The sequence below is a fragment of the Pseudomonas azerbaijanorientalis genome (genome assembly GCF_019139795.1).
GTDB lineage: Bacteria > Pseudomonadota > Gammaproteobacteria > Pseudomonadales > Pseudomonadaceae > Aquipseudomonas > Aquipseudomonas laurylsulfatiphila.
The window spans coordinates 331,092-351,619 of the sequence record NZ_CP077078.1 but is presented as its reverse complement, the minus strand read 5'-3'; the positions used below and the strand labels follow the sequence as shown (position 1 = coordinate 351,619).

Below are 20,528 nucleotides of genomic sequence, written 5' to 3'. Positions count from 1 at the left end.
GCCCCTTCGCGGGCAAGCCCGCTCCCACAGGTTTCTGCGGTGAATGCAAAATTTGCGTTCAGCACAAATCACTGTGGGAGCGGGCTTGCCCGCGAAGGGGCCCTTTCAGACGACGACTAGACTTGAGCCGTACGCACCTTTTCCACAGCCACTTCTTCCCTGCGCTCAAACCGGTTAGCCCGCGCAAACGTACCGAAATCATTGAACCGCACACCCATCTCGCGCATCACCTTGTGCCCCACCGGTACGGTCAACTGGCGGATATAGAACGGTTCCTTCACCACAAAATGATGGATCCCGTGGCTGCTGCCGAAGTTGAAGCAGAACGCCTGCAACGGCCACAACCACGGGGCATTGAGCACCTGGCACTGCTGCATCACGTTGCCCGGCTCCACATCTCCGTAGTAGTGCATGTTCGAGCTGATGAAGTGCAGGCAGAAGGTGCGCAACACGTTCGGGCCGATGATCACGACGGCTGCGATGTCGATCACCTGCATCACCGACAACGTCGTCGCCGACCACTCGATCGGTGCGCCCATCAGGTTCGCAACGCCGTTCGCTGCATGAAAACCGAGAAACACGTACCACGCGCCCCAATGCATCAGCGCCAGCGGTGCATAGACCTTCAGCGTGCGTTTAATGATGCTGAACTTCATTGCCCAGGTCTTGGCCCGCAACATGCGGATGACCGAGGACATGATGTTGTCGCCGATCATCAACAGCCGCGCAAAACCCCAGGGTTCGCCATTGGTGATGGCGCGCTCTTCCGTGTCGGTCTCAGAGCCCGACACCTTGTGGTGATTGAGGTGCAGATGGCGGCGAATCCATGGGTTGATGGTGCTTGGCCGCGCCAGCCACACCAACCCCATCATCAGGTTGTGCGGCACTTTCTGCTTGCGGAAGTACATGCTGTGGATCAGGTCGTGTTCCAGCTCATGGGTCAGCGAGGCGAAAAAAGCATTGAGCAACAGGCACGCCCACCAGGCCATGTGTCCGCTCATGTAGAGCGCCGCCGAACCGACCATACCGGCGATGGCGAAGGTCAGAATGCCTGCGCCGAGGGCGTCCTGGTGCTTGAGAACCGGGTATTTCTCCCGCAATTCGACGCCTCTGGCCAGCACCACTTCACGGATATGGGCTGATCGTTGGGCTGCATTCAGTCGTTGGGGGCTTGCAGAAGTACGGTCCATGCTTCCATCCTCTGGTTATTGATGGTTGCATCCTGCCTTGCGGAACCTCGCAATGCGGTAGCCGTGAACGCCAACCTGTTGACCGGAAGCGCCAATCAGCATGACTGAACCGACCTCCCTCGCCAGCTGGACCCGCGCCCTGCGCAAGCAACTCGATGCCCTTGGCATTGACAGCACCGCCCTGTGCCAGCAATCGGGACTCGACCCACAACTGATGGACGACCCGAACGCGCGTTATCCGCTGTCGGGCACCACGCATCTGTGGAATCTGGCGGTGCAGGCCAGCGGCGATCCGGCAATCGGTTTGCGGGTTTCGCGTTTCGTCAGCCCGACCACCTTCCATGCGCTGGGTTATGCCCTGGTCGCCAGCGGCAGCCTGCGGGAAGTGTTCGAGCGCATCGTGCGCTATCACCAGGTGGTCAGCGATGCCCTCGAACTGGAACTGACCCGCGCCGAGGATCGCTACCGTTTCCGTCTGAAAATCCCCGCTGGCAATCCCGCCCCGGCCTTCGAAGCCATCGATGCGTTCATGGCGATTTACGTGCGCACCTGCCGCAATCGCCTGGGCCGTGAATACGCACCGCTGGAGACTTACCTGCGCCGCCCGGAGCCGGCAGACGCGCACCAATGGCATAAAGTCTTTCGCTCGCCGGTGCACTTCGGCGCCGACGAGGATCGGCTTGAGTTCGCCCTCATCGACTTCGACAGCCACCTGGACGACGCCAACCCGGAACTGGCCGAACACAACGAAACCGTGCTCAAGCGCACCCTGGCGCAACTCAAGCCGCTGACGTGGGAGCGCAAGGTCCGCGACGCCATTGAAGAACAACTGCCCGAAGGCGAACCCAGCGCCGAGCACATCGCCAAGGCCCTGCACCTGAGCCTGCGCAGCCTGCAGCGGCACCTGGCGGATGAGGGCTGCCGGTTCGATACGCTGCTCAACGAAAGCCGCGAAAACCTCGCGCTGCTGCACCTGCGGGACCCGCAGGTGTCGCTGAGCGAAATCAGTTATCTGCTCGGGTTTGCCGATACCAGCAGCTTCAGTCGCGCGTTCAAGCGCTGGACCGGGATGACGCCGGGGCAGTTTCGGGATGGGTTGCGCTGATTGATCCGGAAGGTGAGTTGGCTGGTCTGGCCCCATCGCGAGCAAGCCCGCTCCCACAGTTTTTTTATCGGTGACCACAATCTTGTGATTTACACAGATCCACTGTGGGAGCGGGCTTGCTCGCGAAAGCGGTGTCTGTTGAAATTGATATACCTGACCTGACGCCTTCGCGAGCAAGCCCGCTCCCACAATGGTTCGGTGTTCGCCGTCAGATCGTGGCCAGTGTCCGCAACCGCTCGGCATCGAGAATTTCAATTTCGCCGTAACTCAGCCCGATAACCCCCTGCCCCTGCAACTCCTTGAGAATCTGGTTGGTGGTCTGGCGCGACAGCGACAGCATGGCGGCAAGCTGCTCCTGGGGCAGTTGCAGGACGCGCCGCGGCGGGGCGGTCTCGCCATAGCCTTCGGCGATCATCAGCAAGCGGTGTGCCAGCCGTGCCGGGGCCGGCAACAGGCTCAATTGTTCAAGGTTGATGAAGGTCATGCGCAGCTTCTGGCTCATCAACAACGCCAGTTGCCGCCAGTGCTGCGGATGCTCGTCGAGCAACGCCAGCACGGTGTTCTGGGGAATATGCAGCAGCGTGCACTGGCCCACGCCGTAGGCATCGTGGGTGCGTGGCTGGCCATCGAACAGGCAGATCTCGCCGAACCAGTGCGGCGGTTCCACCAGGCTCAGCAACGCTTCCTTGCCCTGCTCGCTCACGGCACCGACGCGTACCGCACCTTCAAGCACCGCGTACAGGCCGCAGGGCGGATCGCCGCGCTTGAACAGCCGCTGGCCCGGCGACAGGCGCCGCAGCCTGGCCGCCGACAGCAGGCTATCCTGTAGGGAAACAGGCAAATGGCTGAACCACTGACCGCTCATCAGGCGTGGGCGCCAGACCTGCATATCCATGAAAACTCCTAGAGATTGTCGCCTGGCTGACAGAGCGGGAAGTGGCCCCGGGGCATGATCAATCACCCCACAGGAGAACAACAATGAAAAGCCTCGTCGACCACCTCAGTCAATACGCCGCCTACCACCGAGACCCGCGCAATATTGCATCGCACTTTATCGGCATTCCGCTGATCGTGGTCGCCGTCGCGGTGTTGCTGTCCCGGCCGCAGTGGTCGCCGGGTGGCGTGTGGCTGTCACCGGCGGTGCTCGTTTCGCTGGCATCGGCGTGGTTTTACCTGCGCCTGGAATTGCGCCTGGGCGTTTTGATGACCGTGTTGCTCGGGCTGTGCGTGTGGGCTGGTCATGCGCTGGCACAGCAAAGCACGCTGGTCTGGCTGGGCAGCGGCGTGGCGATGTTCGTGATCGGTTGGGCGATCCAGTTTGTCGGCCATCACTACGAAGGGCGCAAACCGGCCTTTGTCGATGACGTGACCGGGTTGATTGTCGGGCCGTTGTTCGTGGTGGCGGAACTGGCGTTCATGCTGGGGATGCGGCATGAGCTCAAAGAGCAGATCGAGGCGCGGGCGGGTGGGGTGCGGGTCAATCCGAAGCGTGCAGCTGTCTAGATCGCATTCGCGGGCAAGCCCGCTCCCACACTGATTTGCGTCGTTCACAAATCCAATGTGGGAGCGGGCTTGCTCGCGAAGCTTTTGCCTTAGATGTTGGCGACTTTCTGCCAGACCTTCGGCTTGAAGAACAGTGTCTCCCCCTTCGCCAACCCGATCAGGCTGTCGTGATCCTTGACCACTTCGGCCTCGATCAGATCGCTCTGCCCTTCGACCTTCAGCGTCACCCGTGTCGTTGCGCCCAATGGACGAATATCGCGCACTTCGGCCGCGTGGTGATCCTCCAGTTCATGGCGCGACAGCGACACTTCGTGCGGACGGAACAGCACGTGGTTGTCTTCGCCCAGGTGCAGTCGGTTCGAATCACCGAGGAAGTGATAGACGAAATCGCTGGCCGGGTTTTCGTAGACGTCACCCGGTGAGCCGATCTGCTCGATCACACCCTTGTTCATCACCACGATACGGTCGGCGACTTCCATCGCTTCTTCCTGGTCGTGGGTCACGAACACCGAGGTCAGGTTGATGTCTTCGTGCAGACGCGCCAGCCAGCGGCGCAGCTCCTTGCGAACCTTGGCGTCGAGGGCGCCGAAAGGTTCGTCGAGCAGCAGCACTTTCGGCTCCACCGCCAGCGCCCGGGCCAAGGCAATGCGCTGACGCTGGCCGCCGGAGAGTTGCTCCGGGTAGCGATCCGACAACCAGTCCAGTTGCACCATGTTCAACAGTTCGTGAACCTTGGTTGCGATCTGACTTTCGCTCGGGCGCTGGTTTTTCGGCTTCATGCGCAGGCCGAACGCGACGTTGTCGAACACCGTCATATGGCGGAACAGAGCGTAGTGCTGGAACACGAAGCCGACGTTGCGATCGCGCACGTCGTGGCCGGAAACGTCTTCACCGTGGAACACGATGTTGCCCTTGTCCGGGGTTTCCAGGCCGGCAATGATCCGCAGCAGCGTGGTCTTGCCGCAGCCCGACGGGCCGAGCAACGCGACGAGTTCGCCGCTCTGGATGTCCAGGCTGATGTTGTCCAGCGCCTTGAACGCGTTGAAATTCTTGCTGACGTTACGCACTTCGATCGACATGAATTATTCCTCCGCGGCGCTGGCGCGCAGGCGGTTAATACGGTTTTCGCTCCACTGCTTGAGCAGCAGGATGAAGAGCGCCAGGATCAGCAACAGGCTCGCCACGGCGAACGCGGCCACGTGGTTGTATTCGTTGTAGAGGATCTCGACGTGCAACGGCAGGGTGTTGGTCACCCCGCGAATGTGCCCGGAAACCACCGACACTGCACCGAACTCACCCATGGCCCGGGCGGTGCACAACACCACGCCATAAATCAGGCCCCATTTGATGTTGGGTACGGTGACGTGCCAGAACATCTGCCAGCCGTTGGCGCCGAGCAGACGTGCGGCCTCCTCTTCCTGAGTGCCTTGTTCCTGCATCAGCGGGATCAGTTCACGGGCCACGAACGGCACGGTGACGAAAATCGTCGCCAACACGATGCCCGGCAGGGCGAAGACGATCTGGATGTCGTGGTCCTGCAGCCATGGGCCAAACAGGCCCTGGGCGCCGAACATCAGCACATAGACCAGTCCGGCGATCACCGGCGACACCGAGAACGGCAGGTCGATCAGCGTCACCAGCATGCTCTTGCCACGGAACGAGTACTTGCTCACGCACCACGCGGCGCTGACGCCGAACACCAGGTTCAACGGCACCGAAATCAGTACGGCGATGACCGTGAGTTTCAGTGCCGACAACGCGTCCGGCTCAAAGATCGCGGTGAAGAACGCACCGAGGCCGAGCTTCAGGCCCTGGGACACCACGATGAACAGCGGCAGCAACAGGAACAGCGCAAATATCAGCCAGCCAAGGCCGATCAGGATTCGCCGCGAAGTCGCGCTGCCACGGCGGGCAGCGTTCGAGGAAGCGGCAGCAATAGACGATTGGGACATGGGTGCGCCTCCTTATGGGGTTTCGATGCGTCGCTGCAACAAGTTGATCAGCAGCAACAGGACGAAGGAAACCACCAGCATCAGTACACCAATGGAGGTAGCGCCGGTGTAATCGTATTGGTCGAGTTTGACCATGATCAGCAGCGGCAGAATCTCGGTTTTCATCGGCATGTTGCCGGCGATGAAAATCACCGAACCATACTCGCCGACCCCGCGGGCAAAGGCCAGCGCGAAACCGGTCAGCCATGCCGGAAGCAGTGCCGGCAGCAGGATATGGCGGAAAACCTGCAATGGTTTCGCACCCAAGCACGCCGCCGCTTCTTCGACTTCACGAGGAATGTCCGCCAATACTGGCTGTACGGTACGTACTACGAATGGAAGTGTCACAAAAGTGAGGGCAAGGGTGATGCCCAGGGGGGTGTAGGCGATCTTGAAACCCAGATCCGCTGCAAACTGACCAACCAGGCCGGTAGGGGTGTACAACGCCGTCAGCGCAATACCGGCCACTGCCGTGGGCAATGCGAACGGCAGGTCGATCATTGCATCGATCACTTTTCGTCCAGGGAAGGTATAGCGCACTAATACCCAGGCCAGCAGCGTGCCGATGATGCCGTTGATGATTGCGGCACACAGGGCGGTGCCGAAGCTGAGCTTCAGCGCCGCCAGCACCCGTGGCGCCGAGATGATTGCCCAGAACTGATCCCAGGTGAGTTGAGCGGCATGCACGAACATCGCCGCCAGTGGTATGAGCACAATCAGGCTGAGGTACACCAAGGTGTAGCCCAGCGTCAGCCCGAAGCCGGGTATGACGGGGGAGATACGACGCGACATAGAAGTCCTTGGTTAAAAAGCGATCAACTAAACCCATCCCTGTGGGAGCGGGCTTGCTCGCGAAAGCAGTGTGTCAGTCAACGTTAATGCCGCCTGATACACCGCCTTCGCGAGCAAGCCCGCTCCCACATGTTATGTAGCTTAAGCGAGGTTATTGCGCCTGGTAGATCTGGTCGAACACCCCGCCGTCATTGAAGAATTTCGGTTGTGCGGTTTTCCAGCCGCCGAAGTCCTTGTCGATGCTCACCAGCTCCAGTTTCGGGAACTGCTGGGCGTACTTGGCGGCCACATCCTTGTCACGGGGGCGATAGAAATTCTTCGCCGCGATTTCCTGGCCGGCCGGGCTGTACAGGTGCTTGAGGTAGGCTTCGGCGATCTGCTCGTTGCCCTTTTTCTCGGCATTCTTGTCGACCACCGCCACCGGTGGCTCGGCGAGAATCGACAGCGAAGGCACGACGATGTCGAACTTGTCGGCGCCGCCCTCTTCTTTCAGGGCCAGGAAGGCTTCGTTTTCCCAGGCCAGCAACACGTCGCCCTGGCCGTTGTTGACGAAGGTAATGGTCGAGCCGCGGGCGCCGGTGTCCAGCACTGGCACGTGCTTGAACAGGGTTTGCACGTATTCCTTGGCCTTGGCTTCGTCGCCGCCATTGGCTTTGAGGCCATAGGCCCAGGCCGCGAGGAAGTTCCAGCGCGCACCGCCGGAGGTTTTCGGGTTCGGCGTGATCACCGAAACGTCATTCTTGATCAGGTCACCCCAGTCCTTGATGCCTTTAGGGTTGCCCTTGCGCACCAGGAACACGATGGTCGAGGTATAAGGCGTGCTTGCGTCCGGCAGGCGCTTTTGCCAGTCAGCCGGCAGGGACTTGCCGAGCTTGGCGATTTCGTCGATGTCACCGGCCAGGGCCAGGGTCACGACGTCGGCACGCAGGCCATCGATCACCGCTCGGCCTTGCTTGCCCGAGCCACCATGGGATTGCTGGATTTTCACGGTGTCGCCGGCATGTTCCTTTTGCCAGAACTTCACGAATTCGGCGTTGTAGTCCTGATACAGCTCGCGGGTCGGGTCGTACGACACGTTGAGCAGTTCGTAGTCCTTGGCAACTGCAGAACCGGCGAAAAGGGCGCTGGCCAGGGCGGCCAAAGCGAAATGACGAATCGACGACATGGTGAAAGCTCCTGGAATTCTTGGTTTGTTGGCTTTTTTTATGGACTTCTGGAATCGCGTTGCCGGTTCAAAGATCGCAGCCTTCGGCAGCGCCTACAGGGGCTGCGATCCACTTCAGCCGGGCTTGTTGCCCGGCTGCTGCAAGCGGAATTTTTCTTTGCGTTCGATCTGCACCACCTGCGCGTTGTGCACAGTGATTTCCACGGCCCCAAAACGCAGGTCGCGCAGGGCGCTCTGGATTTCACGCAGGATGGTGGCTTCGTCTTGACCGTCGACGCTACGCAGGGATGCGCTCATATTGCTGCTCCTTCAACTGAGAGTTTGCCTCGCAGTGTCGGCACTGCTTGCGGCTTGGGAGCAATACTAGTGAGGTCTTGATATTCTTAAAAAGACTATTTAAGAATGTTTATATAACCAGAAGACATTAATTGAAGGGACAAGGGCTTGAGGCGATTCACCCTCTTTCAAGCGCACCAAAAACCTGTGGGAGCGGGCTTGCTCGCGAAGAGGCCGGCGCATTCAACATCCCTGTTGCCAGACAGTCCGCCTTCGCGAGCAAGTCGGATCGCCGCACCGCCGCTCCCACAGGTTTTGTGTATCAGCAAGGCGGCAAGGTAACTGCTCCGATCACCGGCGCATGAGCCCAGTTCAACTGCCCTGCCGGCACCGGCCGCCCGAACCAGTAGCCCTGGCCCAGATCACAGCCCTGCTCAAGGAGGAACGCCGCCTGTTCGACCTGCTCAATCCCCTCGGCATGAACCTGCATGCCCATGCTTTGGGCCAGGGCGACGATCACCCGCGAGATCGCCGCATCATCCTCGTCCCACGGCAATCCGGCGACGAAGCCTTGGTCGATCTTCAGTTTTTGCACCGGCAGGCGCTTGAGCCGCAACAGCGATGAGTAACCCGTGCCGAAGTCGTCGATGGCCAGGCGCACCCCCAACTCGCGCAGGCGATGCATCTGCTCCAGCGCGACTTCCGGATCATCCATCACCGCGCTTTCGGTCACTTCCAGTTCCAGACAGGCCGGCTCCAGCCCGGTTTCATGCAACACCTGCGCCACCTGCTGATACAACTCGCGACGGGCAAACAGGCGCGAAGAAATGTTGACCGCCACAAAAGACAGCACCACCCCGTCCTGCTGCCACTGACACATCTGCCGGCACGCCTGCGCCATGACCCAGGCATCGATTTCGGCGATCAGACCGGTTCGTTCGGCGACGGGAATGAATTCCGCCGGTGACACCAGCCCCCGCTGCGGGTGCTGCCAACGCACCAACGCCTCGACACCCACCAGGCGGCTGGTCTTGAGGTCGTGAACCGGCTGGTAATAAACCTGCAATTCCTGCTGGTCCAGGGCGCGGCGCAACTCGAAGGCGATCTCGACGCGTTGTTGGGCATGGGCGGTCAATTCTTCGGTGTATAGCGCGTAGTCATTGCGACCGGTGCTTTTGGCCTTGAACAATGCCGAATCGGCGTTGCGCAACAATTGTTCAACGCTCAAGGCATCGCTGGGGAACAGGCTGATGCCAATGCTGGTGTTGATGAACAGCTGATGTCCATCGATAGCAAACGGCTCTTTCAGCCCGTTGATGATCCGTTGTGCCAGCGCAGCCGCCTGGATCAACTGCGGACAGCATTCGGCCAGCACGGCAAACTCGTCGCCGCCCAGCCGAGCCAGGGTAATGCCGGGATCGAACATACCTTTCAGGCGCCCGGCTACAGCCTTGAGCAACTGATCGCCGATGGTATGCCCGAGGCTATCGTTGATCATCTTGAAGTGATCGAGATCAATCATCAGCAGCGCGCAACCACGCTTGTGCACCTGCGCCGAAGCCAGGGCCTGTTCGGCGCGGTCGCTGAACAACAGACGGTTCGGCAGGTCGGTCAGCGGGTCGTGGTGCGCCAGGTGCATCAACTCGTGTTCGGAGTTCTTGATTGCACTGATATCGGAAAACACCGCCACATACTGGCTTGGCTGGCCGTCGTCGTCATGAATCAGGCGGATTGTCTGCCATTGCGGATAAATTTCGCCGCTTTTGCGCCGGTTCCAGATTTCCCCGCTCCACTCCCCAGCGCTTCCAAGCGCGGCGAACATCGCTTGATAGAATTGCGCTGGATGGCGCCCCGACTTGAACATATTGGGCCGCTGCCCCAGCAGCACCTCACCGTCATAACCGGTGATCTCCATAAAGGCCCGGTTCACATGGACGATCACGCCTTCCCGATTGGTGACCAGCACCCCTTCGAGGGTGCAGTCGAACACTGCCGCCGCCTGTCGCAAGCGCAGGCGGTCGGCATCGCGCTCACGCAGTTTGGCGCCGATACCCAGACACCGCAGCAGCCGCGCCCGGGCAATGAAGATCAATCCGGCGCTGAACAGCACCCAAACGTAACCGTTGATCAGTTGCCATCGCAGTCGCTCGGCGGAGCTATCGAAGAAACTGTTTAATAAATAGCCACTGATCTGCAGCCAAACCACGGAAAGCAACAGATAGAGCAGCGCTGCACGCAAGGCATCGCGATAGGTGGCAGGCATCAGGCAATCCATGTCCATACGAAAAGGTTGGAATTATAGTTTAAAGACACATCCAGCCACTCTTATCTGAAAGGGCGACTGGTTTTCTGTGTGGGCTTAGTGATAATGCAACGGCTGTTTTTTCTTTATCGAGGGCCCTACAGCCTATGTGGTACGAAGGTTTACTCGGCTTGTCAGCCTGGTCACTGGTAGCAGTCACCCTGCTGATGACCCACGTCACGATCATCGCCGTCACGGTCTATCTGCATCGTTACTCGGCCCACCGCTCCCTGGAGCTGAATGGGGGCCTCAAGCATTTCTTCCGTTTCTGGCTGTGGCTGACCACGGCGCAGAACACCCGCGAGTGGACGGCCATCCACCGCAAGCATCACGCCAAATGCGAAACCGTCGATGATCCGCACAGCCCGGTCATCAAAGGGCTGTCCACGGTGCTGCGCAAAGGCGCCGAACTGTACCGCGCCGAAGCGGAAAATCCCGAGACGCTGCGCATCTACGGCAAGAACTGCCCCGAAGACTGGATCGAGCGCAACCTCTACAGCCGTTTCCCCCTGCTGGGTGTGGCGATCATGGCCGTTATCGACCTGCTGCTGTTCGGCACCATCGGCATCACCATCTGGGCCATCCAGATGATGTGGATCCCGGTTTGGGCCGCCGGCGTGGTCAATGGCCTGGGCCATGCCATCGGCTACCGCAACTTCGAATGCCGCGATGCGGCGACCAACCTGGTGCCGTGGGGCATCCTGATTGGCGGCGAAGAACTGCATAACAACCATCACACCTACCCTAATTCGGCAAAACTGTCGGTGAAGAAGTGGGAATTCGACCTGGGCTGGGCGTGGATCAAAGTCTTCAGTTTCCTGCGCCTGGCCAAGGTTCAACGGGTTGCGCCGATTGCCCATCGCGTCGAAGGCAAGGGCAACCTGGACATGGACACCGCCATGGCGATCCTCAACAACCGCTTCCAGATCATGGCCCAGTACCGCAAATTGGTGATCGGCCCGCTGGTCAAGCAAGAGCTGGAAAAGGTCGATCACTCGGTACGTCACCAGTTCCACCGGGCCAAACGCCTGCTTTCGCGAGAGACCAGCCTGCTGGATGACAAACACCATGTACGCATCCAGAACATGCTCGAGCACAGTCAGGCATTGAAGGTAATTTACGAGAAACGCCTGGCCCTGCAGCAGATCTGGGTCAAGACCAGCTCAAATGGCCACGACATGCTGGCGGCCATCAAGGACTGGGTACACGAAGCCGAAGCCAGCGGGATTCAATCCCTGCGCGACTTCGCCGATCAGTTGAAAACCTACTCCCTGCGCCCTGCCACTGTTTGAGCCACAAACCCTGTGGGAGCGGGCTTGCTCGCGAAAGCGGAGTGTCAGTCACCTTTTATGTCGACTGACACTCCGCTTTCGCGAGCAAGCCCGCTCCCACGTTGATTTATGACCGCAAAAACGCGTCGCCAGTACCGCCCGGCGGGAGCAAGCTCCCTCGCCACAAAAGGCGGGAACTTCATCTTGAAACCCTTATCTCAAAGACACTTCGCCATCCCCGGTGGGCTTGGTGTTGGCCGCATGCCCTTTGAGATTTGTTTCGATGGCCCAAAAGAACCTGCAAGACTCATCTCCGTCACATTGGCCCGAGGCCGCGCAGACCCTGATGGCACTGATGCACGCCCAAGGCGAAGTCGCACGTTTGACCGAACGGGAACAACTGCTCAACACATTGCTGGCAAGCGTCAACGCGGTGCTGTGGGCATTCGATTGGGAAACCCGCCGGGTGCTTTACGTCAGCCCTGCCTATGAACGGATCTTTGGCCGGTCAGCCGATCAGTTGCTGGCCGACTGCAATCAATGGCGCGACAGCATTCACCCTGACGACCTCGACTACGCCGAACGCAGCCTGGCCGAAGTGTTGGACAAAGGCGCCGTCGAAGACCGTGAGTATCGAATCATTGCCGCCGACGGCCAGGTGCGCTGGCTAAGCGACAAATGCTTCATCAATCGCCAGGCCGAGCCGGGGCAACCGGTGATCATCGTCGGCATTGCCGAAGACATCACCAACAAGAAGCAGCTGGAAACCGAACTGCAGCGCCTGGCCACCACCGACGCGCTGACCCAGAGCAGCAATCGCCATCATTTCTTCGAATGCGCTCACCGCGAGTTCACAAACGCCCGGCAACAGGGCGAGCCGCTGTCGTTTCTGATGCTGGATATTGATGACTTCAAAACGATCAACGACACCTACGGTCACCAGGAAGGCGACAACGTGCTGCAACGCATTGCCGAAAGCGGACGCGCAGCGTTGCGCCGTCGCGACCTGTTCGGGCGCATTGGCGGTGAGGAATTTGCTGCGGTGTTTCCCGGGTGCACGCCGCAAATGGCTCTGCAAGTGGCTGAACGCCTGCAACGGCAGATTCAGCAATTGAGTTTCAACCATGAAGGCCGGACTTTCGGCATCACTGTCAGCCAGGGCCTGACCAGCCTGAGCGCCTCGGACGAAACCGTGGTGGACCTGTTTTCCCGGGCGGATGCCGCGATGTACCGGGCCAAGCGCGAGGGCAAGAACAGGATTGTCACTGCCTGATCGGCACCACAGCCCCATGTGGGAGCGGGCTTGCTCGCGAAGGGGCCGCATCAGTCACCTTTTATGTCGACTGACACTCCGCCTTCGCGAGCAAGCCCACTCCCACAAGGAGTTGTGTGAAATCTACTTTCTGCGCAACCGCATCAATTCCGGCAAGCCGATCTTGAGCAACCGCGCCGTCCGGCTCTTGGCCAGCTCCTCAATGCCCTCATGCTCGGTCAGGCGCGCCATCTGCGCCGCCATGTTCATCACCAGCGCTTCGCGGGAGTAAACCCCGCCACCGAGCTGGTAGGCCGCCGCAATCAGCTCCCGCAACTCCAGCGGCAGACGCCAGCGTGTACGCAGGGCCGAGCCATAGGCCGCGCCATATTCAACCAGCGCTTCACCCACTTCTTCCAACTCGTCCAGTTCGCCGCCAGCCTGTTTCCATTCCTGCAGGCAGCGCAGCAACGCCAGATCGCCGAGACGATGCAACATGCCGGCGCAATAGCAACGCTCCTGATCCAGATCGAGCAAGCGCGCCAGGGTTCGCGCGTACTCGGCGGTGTGCAGTGACAGGTCCCAGTAACGCTCGGCATAGTCGGCCAATTGCGGATCGCTGAGCCGGGCACTGCGCTTGAGCGCCAGCCCGAGAATCAGGTTCATGCTCTGCCCGGTACCCAGGCGATGCAGCGCCTGGGACAGGGTTTGCACACCCGCGCCGCGGTGCTGGGCCGCGCTGTTGGCGGCGGCAATCAGCACAGCCGTAACCTGCGGATCGGTGCGGATTTCGTCCTCCAGCACCGTCAGGTCGAGGCCATTGGGATTGAGACTGCGTTTGACCGCCACTTGCACGTCGGTCATCAGCGGCGCACCGTCGGCCAATTCCCGTCGACGCTCCAGAAACACCGACAACGTCATGCCCGGCGCCAGCGCCGGCACTTCGCACGAGACTTCTTCCCCTGCGTGCAGCAGCAACCCCTGCAATCGATGGGTCAGGCTTTCCATATTCAGGGGCTTGGTCAGGTACGCGGCCGGCGCCAGCGGCAAGGCCTCGCGCACGCTGGCACTGTCGTTGCGACTGCTCATGAGGATGAAGGGCAACGGCGGGTTGCGTTTGCGCTGGCGGATGTTGCGCAGGACATTCAGACCATCGACACCCGGCAACTCCCAATCGGCGATGACCAGGTCATAGGGGTTGGCAGCCAATAGCTCCAACGCCTGCTGGCCATCGGCGCACAAATCCAGCCGCGCATCGCAGCGTACGTTCAACAACACTTCCTTGAGCAGATCCCGGGACCAGGGGTCGGCCTCGGCAATCAGTACTCTCGGAACCGCGGGTAAAATGACAGTTGTCATACAGCTCTCCCTGGCAATTCAGGAACATTAGCCAATGCTGGCCATTCGATACAGCGTTAATGCGCGGGATGTGTTTTCAGGGGCATGAAAAAACCCGCCGAAGCGGGTTTTTTGTCGATCAGGTCACATCAGAGGGCGCTCTCAATCAGTTTCCCCGTCGATGTGGAAACTGACTGAAAACACCCCCGAGTGATCACAGCTCGGCGAAGCACTCTTCGATGATCGCCAGGCCTTTGTCCAGTTGCTCATCCGGCGAGGTCAGCGGTACCAGGACGCGCAGAACGTTGCCGTAGGTGCCGCAGGACAGCAGGATCAGGCCCTTGTCGCGAGCCTTGGCCACAACCGATGCCACAGCGGCGGCGTTTGGCTTGTGGCTGTCGCCGTTTTCGAACAGCTCGACAGCGATCATCGCACCCAGGGCACGGACTTCGCCGATCACCGGGTATTTGGCCTGGATGGCCTTCAGGCCGGTTACCAGACGCTCGCCAACGGCCTTGCAACGATCCAGCAGGTGCTCTTCTTCGAACACTTCCATCACGGCCAGGGCCGCGGCGCAAGCGATCGGGCTACCGGCGTAGGTGCCGCCCAGGCCGCCTGGAGCGATGGCGTCCATGTACTCGGCCTTGCCGCACACACCGGCCAGCGGGAAGCCGCCAGCGATGGATTTGGCGAAGGTGGTCAGGTCGGCAGCAACGCCCATCTGTTCCATGGCGAAGAAAGTACCGGTACGGCCAGCGCCAGTCTGTACTTCGTCAGCGATCAGCAGGATGCCGTGCTGGTCGCACAGGGCACGCAGACGCTTCATGAATTCTTTCGGAGCGACGTAGAAACCACCTTCGCCCTGCACCGGCTCGATGATGATCGCAGCGATGTCTTTCGGCTCGGCGTCGTTCTTGAAGATGCGTTCGATGGAGGCGATCGAGTCGTCGATGCTCACACCGTGCAGTTCGTTCGGGTACAGCGCGCGGAAGATGCCGCCTGGCATCAGGCCCATGCCGGCCGAGTAAGGCACGACTTTACCGGTCAGGCCCAGGGTCATCATGGTGCGACCGTGGTAAGCGCCGGTGAACGCGATCACGCCGGCACGGCCAGTGGCGGCACGGGCGATCTTGATCGAGTTTTCCACGGCTTCGGAACCGGTGGTCACCAACAGGGTTTTCTTGGCGAAATCACCTGGCACCTTGGCGTTGATTTTTTCGCACACTTCTACGTACGGCTCGTAGGCCAGTACCTGGAAGCAAGTGTGGGTCAGCTTGTTCAGCTGCTCGGTCACGGCCGCGATGATTTTCGGGTGCACGTGGCCGGTGTTCAGCACGGCGATACCGCCGGCGAAGTCGATGAACTCACGACCTTCAACGTCGGTCACGGTCGCGTTCTTCGCGGACTCGGCGAAGATCGGGTGAATCTGGCCAACACCACGTGGAACTGCATTGGTACGGCGGGCCATCAAAGAAGCGTTAGTCTTGCTCATTACATTCCTCATTCGCCGCTCATCGGTCGGCGTGGTTCAAGGATTAAGCGGTGGGGAGGTAACTAAGGCAGCATGCGATGATCGACTGCCACAGCGTTCCCGACCACAGAGAAAATTCCGGTTTGAAGCGGCGCAAAGGGACAGCGCTCTCGTGCCCTTTGCGCTTGAAGCAATACTCTTGCGGGGTTAGATGCCCAGGCAGAGGTATTTGATTTCCAGGTAATCTTCGATGCCGTACTTGGAGCCTTCACGGCCCAGGCCCGAGGCCTTGATGCCGCCGAACGGCGCGACTTCATTGGAGATCAACCCGGTGTTGACGCCGACCATGCCGTATTCCAGGGCTTCAGCCACACGGAACACACGGCCCAGGTCGCGAGCATAGAAGTACGAGGCCAGACCGAACTCGGTGTCGTTGGACATCGCGATCACATCGGCTTCGTCTTTGAAGCGGAACAGTGGAGCCAATGGACCGAAGGTTTCTTCCTTGGCCACGGCAGCGTTGTTCGGCACGTTGGTCAGGATGGTCGGTTCGAAGAAGTTACCTTCCATCGACTTGCCGCCGGACAGCACGGTGGCGCCTTTGGAAACGGCGTCAGCAATGTGCTCTTGCACCTTGGCCACGGCTTTCTCGTCGATCAGCGGGCCAGTGGTGGTGCCTGCTTCCAGACCGTTACCGATCTTGAGCTTGGCCACAGCCACTTTCAGCTTCTCGGCGAACGCGTCGTAGACCGAATCCTGAATGTACAGGCGGTTGGCGCAGACGCAGGTCTGACCGTTGTTGCGGTACTTGGAGATGATCGCGCCTTCGACGGCCTTATCCAGGTCCGCGTCGTCAAACACGATGAACGGCGCGTTGCCGCCCAGTTCCAGGGACACTTTCTTGATGTCCTTGGCGCATTCCGACATCAGTTGACGACCGATTTCGGTCGAACCGGTGAAGGACAGCTTGCGCACGATCGGGTTGCTGGTCAGTTCGCTGCCGATGTCGCCGGCGCTGCCGGAAACCACGCTGAACACGCCTGCAGGGATACCGGCACGCTGGGCCAGTTCAGCCAGGGCAAAGGCGGAGAACGGAGTTTGCGAAGCAGGCTTGAGCACCATGGTGCAACCGGCGGCCAGGGCCGGGCCGGCTTTACGGGTGATCATGGCAGCCGGGAAGTTCCACGGGGTAATTGCAGCGGTCACGCCAATTGGCTGCTTGATCACGATCAGGCGCTTGTCTGGCTGGTGGCCCGGAATCACGTCACCGTAGATACGCTTGGCTTCTTCGGCGAACCACTCGATAAATGAAGCAGCGTAAACGATTTCGCCCTTGGCTTCGGCCAACGGCTTGCCTTGTTCCAGGGTCATCAGGCGAGCCAGGTCGTCCTGGTTCTCGATGATCAGCTCGTACCAGCGACGCAGTTTGCCTGCACGCTCTTTGGCGGTCAGTGCACGCCAGGCCGGCAGCGCTTTGTCAGCAGCCTCGATCGCACGGCGGGTTTCGGCAGCGCCCATTTTCGGCACGGTGCCCAGAATTTCGCCCGTTGCCGGGTTGTTGACCTTGATCGTCTGACCATTGTCCGCATCAACCCACGCGCCATCAATGAAGGCTTGCTGGCGGAACAACTGGGTGTCTTTAAGCTGCATGTCGGCTTTCCTTAACAGCACCGCGCACGCGCGGAGCAAATTATGATTGTAGAAAGGCGCCTCGATAGGCTGCCGTCAGGGAAATCATTCACCGGGCTGAAGCACATAAATAGCGCACTGATTCAAATCGTGCGGTTCAGCACCCAGACAAGAGCGTTTGAAATCTCAAACGAATCCTAGGATCAAAGGGGGTAAAGGACAATAGCCTGTTCGAAAAAAAGAACGAAAACGACGCTTTTGCCCGTATTTTCTGATCAACGTAGCAAACGCCTGTTACAGCTTTAAAAAAACGCAGGCGATTCAGCAGCATGGACGCCCGCAGTGCATATGAGTATCATGGCGCCCGCTGCACCAGTAGCTCAGCTGGATAGAGTACTGCCCTCCGAAGGCAGGGGTCGTGGGTTCGAATCCCGCCTGGTGCACCATACGTTGTAACGAGAAAGCCTCAGGCCTTATGGGTCTGGGGCTTTTTTGTGGACGTGTGTTCGCCGTCATGGATGCAGTCATCCTTCTAGAGAAACTCCCCCCAAACGTCGCGCATTACAACGTGCTTCCCGGCTCCTGCCTGGTACACCCGATCCCCCCTCGCTCCAAACTTTTCTTGGCCTTACCTTCTTCAGTTTGATTAGAATGGTGGCACATTGCCTCAAATCACAATGGATTGTCCCGCTCGGGATTTCTTAAGCTCATAGAGATATTGGAAATGATGATGTTAAAACGCTGCCTGGTGCTTTCGATTGCTGCTGTTCTTGCTGGTTGCCAAACGTCCGGTGAGGAGTATCAAGCAGATGTATTCGACGCCAGCCAGGTAAACAGCCAGCAGGAAGCTAAAACCGTCAAAATCCTTACGATTTCGCCGAGCAAGATAAAAGTCAGCAACGAAAAGAACAAAAAAGCCGCCATGATGGCGGGTGGGGTGTTGGGTCTGATCGGTGGTGCCGCACTGGGCAACACGAAAAACACTGACACGGCCATTGTCGGCGGTGTAGCCGGTGGCGCTGCAGGCGCCATGGCAGGTTCGATGGTCAATGACACCACCCTGGTACCGGGTGTGCTGATTGGTTATTCCGAAAGCGGCAAAATCTACACGTCTGCCCAGGTGGGTCGCCCTTGTGAGTTCAAGGTTGGCGAAATCTCCCTGATGGTGATGACGATCTCCAACGAAACACGCATTCAGCCGAATGCGACCTGTCCAGAACCCAAGAAAAGCTAAGGGGTCGGACATGAAACCTATTGTTCTGGGCTCCGTTCTCGCACTGCTGGCCATGCCGGCATTGGCAAACCAGTTCGACAGCCTGTATCAAATCGAACAGCAGACCAAACAGACTGAAGCAGCCGCTCAGGCCGAACGCGTCCGTCAGGCGGCAGCCGAACGGGCACGCGAGGATGCTCGTATCGCTGCTGATCGTCGGCAACGGGCAGCGGCACAGCAAGCGGCGCAGCAAAGGGCTCTTGAGCAGCGCAAGTCACAGGAACTTGAACACAAGCGTGTTCAAACCCGTGAAGAAGGCTACGAAGACGAGCTACGCGCACTGGAGCTGGAAGAGCGCCGCCTGGCACTGCAGGCGAAACGCGCGCGCACCGCACGCGCCAACGACTACATCGATGCGGAGTTGCGTGACAGCGCGGCACGCACCGACGTGATCCAGTCTGAAGCCGACTCGGCACGCAATGTGACCTCCGGCACCAAGTCCCTGCTGGAAGATGCCGGCAAGGCTGAAGTCAATCGCTCCAGCCGCTTGTTCGGCGAGTAATCCTCCTATCGATCTGCCCCGGACCCTGGTCCGGGGCATCCGTTATCAGAGATGAATTCCTATGCTGCGTTTATGTACGCTGATTGCCGCAGGCCTGCTCCTGAGCGCCTGCTCCAAAGAAGATCCCAAAGCCCAGGTTCCAGCAGTCGACCTGCACGGACGCCTGGTGGTGGATCAGGAGATGACTGACAGCCGCCAAGCCCAAGGCATCAATGGTGAATATTACAAGCGCGTCCTCACCGTTAATGGTCAGGACATGATCTTTGCCGATTTCATCAAGCAATATTGCTCCGACACCAACACCCGCGACGAAACTTGCCTGAAAGCCTTTCGCATCAAGAAAATCGATGATGTCAGCGGCGCAACCAAGTTTCTCCCTAACGGGCTCTGACACTTGTAAGTACGCCAGACGCAGCACATCTGGGCTGTTGCCTGGACCCCAAAAAAAACCGCCAAAGGCGGTTTTTTTTTATTCTGTGGTCCAGTCGAACTCGTCGTACTCATCATCGTCCTCGTCGTCCTCGAAAAGCTCCTCTTCAAGGTCGTCGTCTTCAACAACATCTTCTTCCGGCTGGTTCAGCAGAAAATCCTTGCGACTCTCGGTAATCGCTCGCCGTAGTTCTTCACCCTTTTGCGGGCAGTTGAGCATTTGGGCGATGCGGTCGATTTTTTTTGCCACGGCATCCTCCAACGCATCGGCTATGACCTGATAGTGCGCGCTTTCGGGGGTGGATGCCAAATCCCCGCCATGCTGCGCACTTCAGTTTGCTGCAAATCAGTCTTTAGCGGTGATAGCGCCGTACCACGCTGCTGTTTCTCAGGACGTGGCCTTTGATTTTTTCCAGCAGCTGCGCACGGGTCAGGCCGGCGGGCAAGGCGTCCGGGGCCAGGTCCAGGGCGTAGATCTGGATGATGTAGTGGTGCGCGCTGTCGCCAACGGGTGGGCAAGGGCCGATGTAGCCGGTGGTGTTCTGGCTGTTGGTACCGCCAACGCCCTCGAGGCCGGGTTTGCTTCCGGCACCGGCCGGGATCTGGTGGGTGCCGGCCTTGATGCCGTAATGCACCCACTGATCGATGCCCTGGCCCTTCTGGCCGTCCGGGTCGTGCATGACGATGGCGTAGCTTTGGGTGGCGGCCGGGCCGGTGTTCCAGTTCAATGCCGGGGAAATGTTGTGTCCGCCACAACCCGCGGAATCGCTCGCAGCGGCCGAGGTGAACAGACGGTCATCGGAAACTCCGGGAATGTTCAGGGTGAAGCGTTCCTTGGCCTGCGCCGGGAACTGCACGCAAAGGGCGACAGCGGCGGCTGCGAGCCAAGCGTTGATTGAGGTCAATCGGGTCATACCGGAGCACCTTGTGCGTATTGGGCCGTCGTCGGCGTGCAAACTATAGCCGGACCGTTCACGCCGTGGCAGCGGGCAATTGGCTGAACCTCGCGATAAGCACCAGACTCATAAGTAAACGTCTG

General features: G+C 59.6%; 20 protein-coding genes and 1 tRNA gene. 8 read left to right on the top strand and 13 right to left on the bottom strand.

The window, feature by feature from the left end:
• Window positions 1–116: 116 nt before the first annotated feature.
• Window positions 117–1,190 carry a fatty acid desaturase gene (locus tag KSS91_RS01575; protein ID WP_217836851.1) on the bottom strand — a complete coding sequence of 358 codons (1,074 nt, stop codon included), beginning with the start codon at window positions 1,188–1,190 and terminating at the stop codon, window positions 117–119.
• 100 nt (window positions 1,191–1,290) lie between these two features.
• Here KSS91_RS01575 and KSS91_RS01570 point away from each other — a divergent pair, with 100 nt between their 5' ends.
• Window positions 1,291–2,295: an AraC family transcriptional regulator gene (locus KSS91_RS01570; RefSeq protein WP_015092983.1), complete on the top strand. Its 1,005-nt coding sequence runs from the start codon at window positions 1,291–1,293 to the stop codon at window positions 2,293–2,295.
• Window positions 2,296–2,503: 208 nt separating this feature from the next.
• On the opposite strand, the gene KSS91_RS01565 is transcribed toward KSS91_RS01570, so the two are convergent.
• A complete protein-coding gene (locus KSS91_RS01565) occupies window positions 2,504–3,190 on the bottom strand; it encodes a Crp/Fnr family transcriptional regulator (RefSeq protein WP_217836850.1) in 687 nt (228 codons plus the stop codon).
• Window positions 3,191–3,273: 83 nt separating this feature from the next.
• On the opposite strand from KSS91_RS01565, the gene KSS91_RS01560 reads away from it, so the two are divergent.
• Window positions 3,274–3,798 (top strand): Mpo1 family 2-hydroxy fatty acid dioxygenase, encoded by a 525-nt coding sequence (locus KSS91_RS01560; protein ID WP_217836849.1) that lies wholly within the window; start codon window positions 3,274–3,276, stop codon window positions 3,796–3,798.
• Between the two features lie 89 nt (window positions 3,799–3,887).
• On the opposite strand, the gene KSS91_RS01555 is transcribed toward KSS91_RS01560, so the two are convergent.
• From KSS91_RS01555 to dibA, 6 genes are all read right to left on the bottom strand, one after another.
• A complete protein-coding gene (locus KSS91_RS01555) occupies window positions 3,888–4,877 on the bottom strand; it encodes a sulfate/molybdate ABC transporter ATP-binding protein (protein ID WP_015092978.1) in 990 nt (329 codons plus the stop codon).
• A gap of 3 nt (window positions 4,878–4,880) precedes the next feature.
• Complete coding sequence (gene cysW / locus KSS91_RS01550; protein WP_007972954.1) at window positions 4,881–5,750, bottom strand: sulfate ABC transporter permease subunit CysW; 870 nt, start codon at window positions 5,748–5,750, stop codon at window positions 4,881–4,883.
• 12 nt (window positions 5,751–5,762) lie between these two features.
• The gene (gene cysT / locus KSS91_RS01545; RefSeq protein ID WP_007972956.1) at window positions 5,763–6,581 is read right to left on the bottom strand and encodes a sulfate ABC transporter permease subunit CysT; all 819 of its coding nucleotides are present in this window, start codon (window positions 6,579–6,581) and stop codon (window positions 5,763–5,765) included.
• Between the two features lie 151 nt (window positions 6,582–6,732).
• Window positions 6,733–7,746, bottom strand: coding sequence for a sulfate ABC transporter substrate-binding protein (locus KSS91_RS01540; protein ID WP_126048556.1), 1,014 nt, complete (start codon window positions 7,744–7,746; stop codon window positions 6,733–6,735).
• Between the two features lie 114 nt (window positions 7,747–7,860).
• Window positions 7,861–8,043 (bottom strand): sulfur starvation response protein OscA, encoded by a 183-nt coding sequence (oscA, locus tag KSS91_RS01535; RefSeq protein ID WP_007975618.1) that lies wholly within the window; start codon window positions 8,041–8,043, stop codon window positions 7,861–7,863.
• 301 nt (window positions 8,044–8,344) lie between these two features.
• Window positions 8,345–10,285 carry a phosphodiesterase DibA gene (gene dibA, locus KSS91_RS01530; protein WP_217836848.1) on the bottom strand — a complete coding sequence of 647 codons (1,941 nt, stop codon included), beginning with the start codon at window positions 10,283–10,285 and terminating at the stop codon, window positions 8,345–8,347.
• A 146-nt stretch (window positions 10,286–10,431) separates the two neighbouring features.
• Between dibA and desA the strand changes: the two genes are divergently transcribed.
• The gene (gene desA / locus KSS91_RS01525; protein WP_015092975.1) at window positions 10,432–11,616 is read left to right on the top strand and encodes a delta-9 fatty acid desaturase DesA; all 1,185 of its coding nucleotides are present in this window, start codon (window positions 10,432–10,434) and stop codon (window positions 11,614–11,616) included.
• Between the two features lie 262 nt (window positions 11,617–11,878).
• A complete protein-coding gene (locus tag KSS91_RS01520; protein ID WP_217836847.1) occupies window positions 11,879–12,868 on the top strand; it encodes a sensor domain-containing diguanylate cyclase in 990 nt (329 codons plus the stop codon).
• 123 nt (window positions 12,869–12,991) lie between these two features.
• Here the strand turns inward: KSS91_RS01520 and KSS91_RS01515 are convergent, their stop codons facing one another.
• The 3 genes from KSS91_RS01515 to gabD form a co-directional block, all read right to left on the bottom strand.
• Window positions 12,992–14,206 carry a response regulator gene (locus KSS91_RS01515; RefSeq protein ID WP_126048550.1) on the bottom strand — a complete coding sequence of 405 codons (1,215 nt, stop codon included), beginning with the start codon at window positions 14,204–14,206 and terminating at the stop codon, window positions 12,992–12,994.
• Between the two features lie 193 nt (window positions 14,207–14,399).
• Complete coding sequence (gene gabT, locus KSS91_RS01510) at window positions 14,400–15,677, bottom strand: 4-aminobutyrate--2-oxoglutarate transaminase (RefSeq protein ID WP_007975624.1); 1,278 nt, start codon at window positions 15,675–15,677, stop codon at window positions 14,400–14,402.
• 186 nt (window positions 15,678–15,863) lie between these two features.
• Complete coding sequence (gabD, locus tag KSS91_RS01505; RefSeq protein ID WP_102700143.1) at window positions 15,864–17,306, bottom strand: NADP-dependent succinate-semialdehyde dehydrogenase; 1,443 nt, start codon at window positions 17,304–17,306, stop codon at window positions 15,864–15,866.
• A 348-nt stretch (window positions 17,307–17,654) separates the two neighbouring features.
• On the opposite strand from gabD, the gene KSS91_RS01500 reads away from it, so the two are divergent.
• From KSS91_RS01500 to KSS91_RS01485, 4 genes are all read left to right on the top strand, one after another.
• A tRNA-Arg gene (locus KSS91_RS01500) sits at window positions 17,655–17,731 on the top strand.
• 278 nt (window positions 17,732–18,009) lie between these two features.
• Complete coding sequence (locus KSS91_RS01495; RefSeq protein ID WP_217836846.1) at window positions 18,010–18,519, top strand: hypothetical protein; 510 nt, start codon at window positions 18,010–18,012, stop codon at window positions 18,517–18,519.
• Between the two features lie 10 nt (window positions 18,520–18,529).
• On the top strand, window positions 18,530–19,060 hold the full coding sequence (locus tag KSS91_RS01490; RefSeq protein ID WP_217836845.1) for a DUF5384 family protein: 531 nt from the start codon (window positions 18,530–18,532) through the stop codon (window positions 19,058–19,060).
• 61 nt (window positions 19,061–19,121) lie between these two features.
• On the top strand, window positions 19,122–19,451 hold the full coding sequence (locus KSS91_RS01485; protein WP_217836844.1) for a hypothetical protein: 330 nt from the start codon (window positions 19,122–19,124) through the stop codon (window positions 19,449–19,451).
• A 78-nt stretch (window positions 19,452–19,529) separates the two neighbouring features.
• Here KSS91_RS01485 and KSS91_RS01480 read toward each other — a convergent pair whose 3' ends face one another.
• Together KSS91_RS01480 and KSS91_RS01475 are read right to left on the bottom strand one after the other, a co-directional pair.
• A complete protein-coding gene (locus tag KSS91_RS01480) occupies window positions 19,530–19,799 on the bottom strand; it encodes a hypothetical protein (protein ID WP_217836843.1) in 270 nt (89 codons plus the stop codon).
• A 43-nt stretch (window positions 19,800–19,842) separates the two neighbouring features.
• The gene (locus tag KSS91_RS01475) at window positions 19,843–20,403 is read right to left on the bottom strand and encodes a YbhB/YbcL family Raf kinase inhibitor-like protein (protein ID WP_217836842.1); all 561 of its coding nucleotides are present in this window, start codon (window positions 20,401–20,403) and stop codon (window positions 19,843–19,845) included.
• Between the last annotated feature and the right edge of the window lie 125 nt (window positions 20,404–20,528).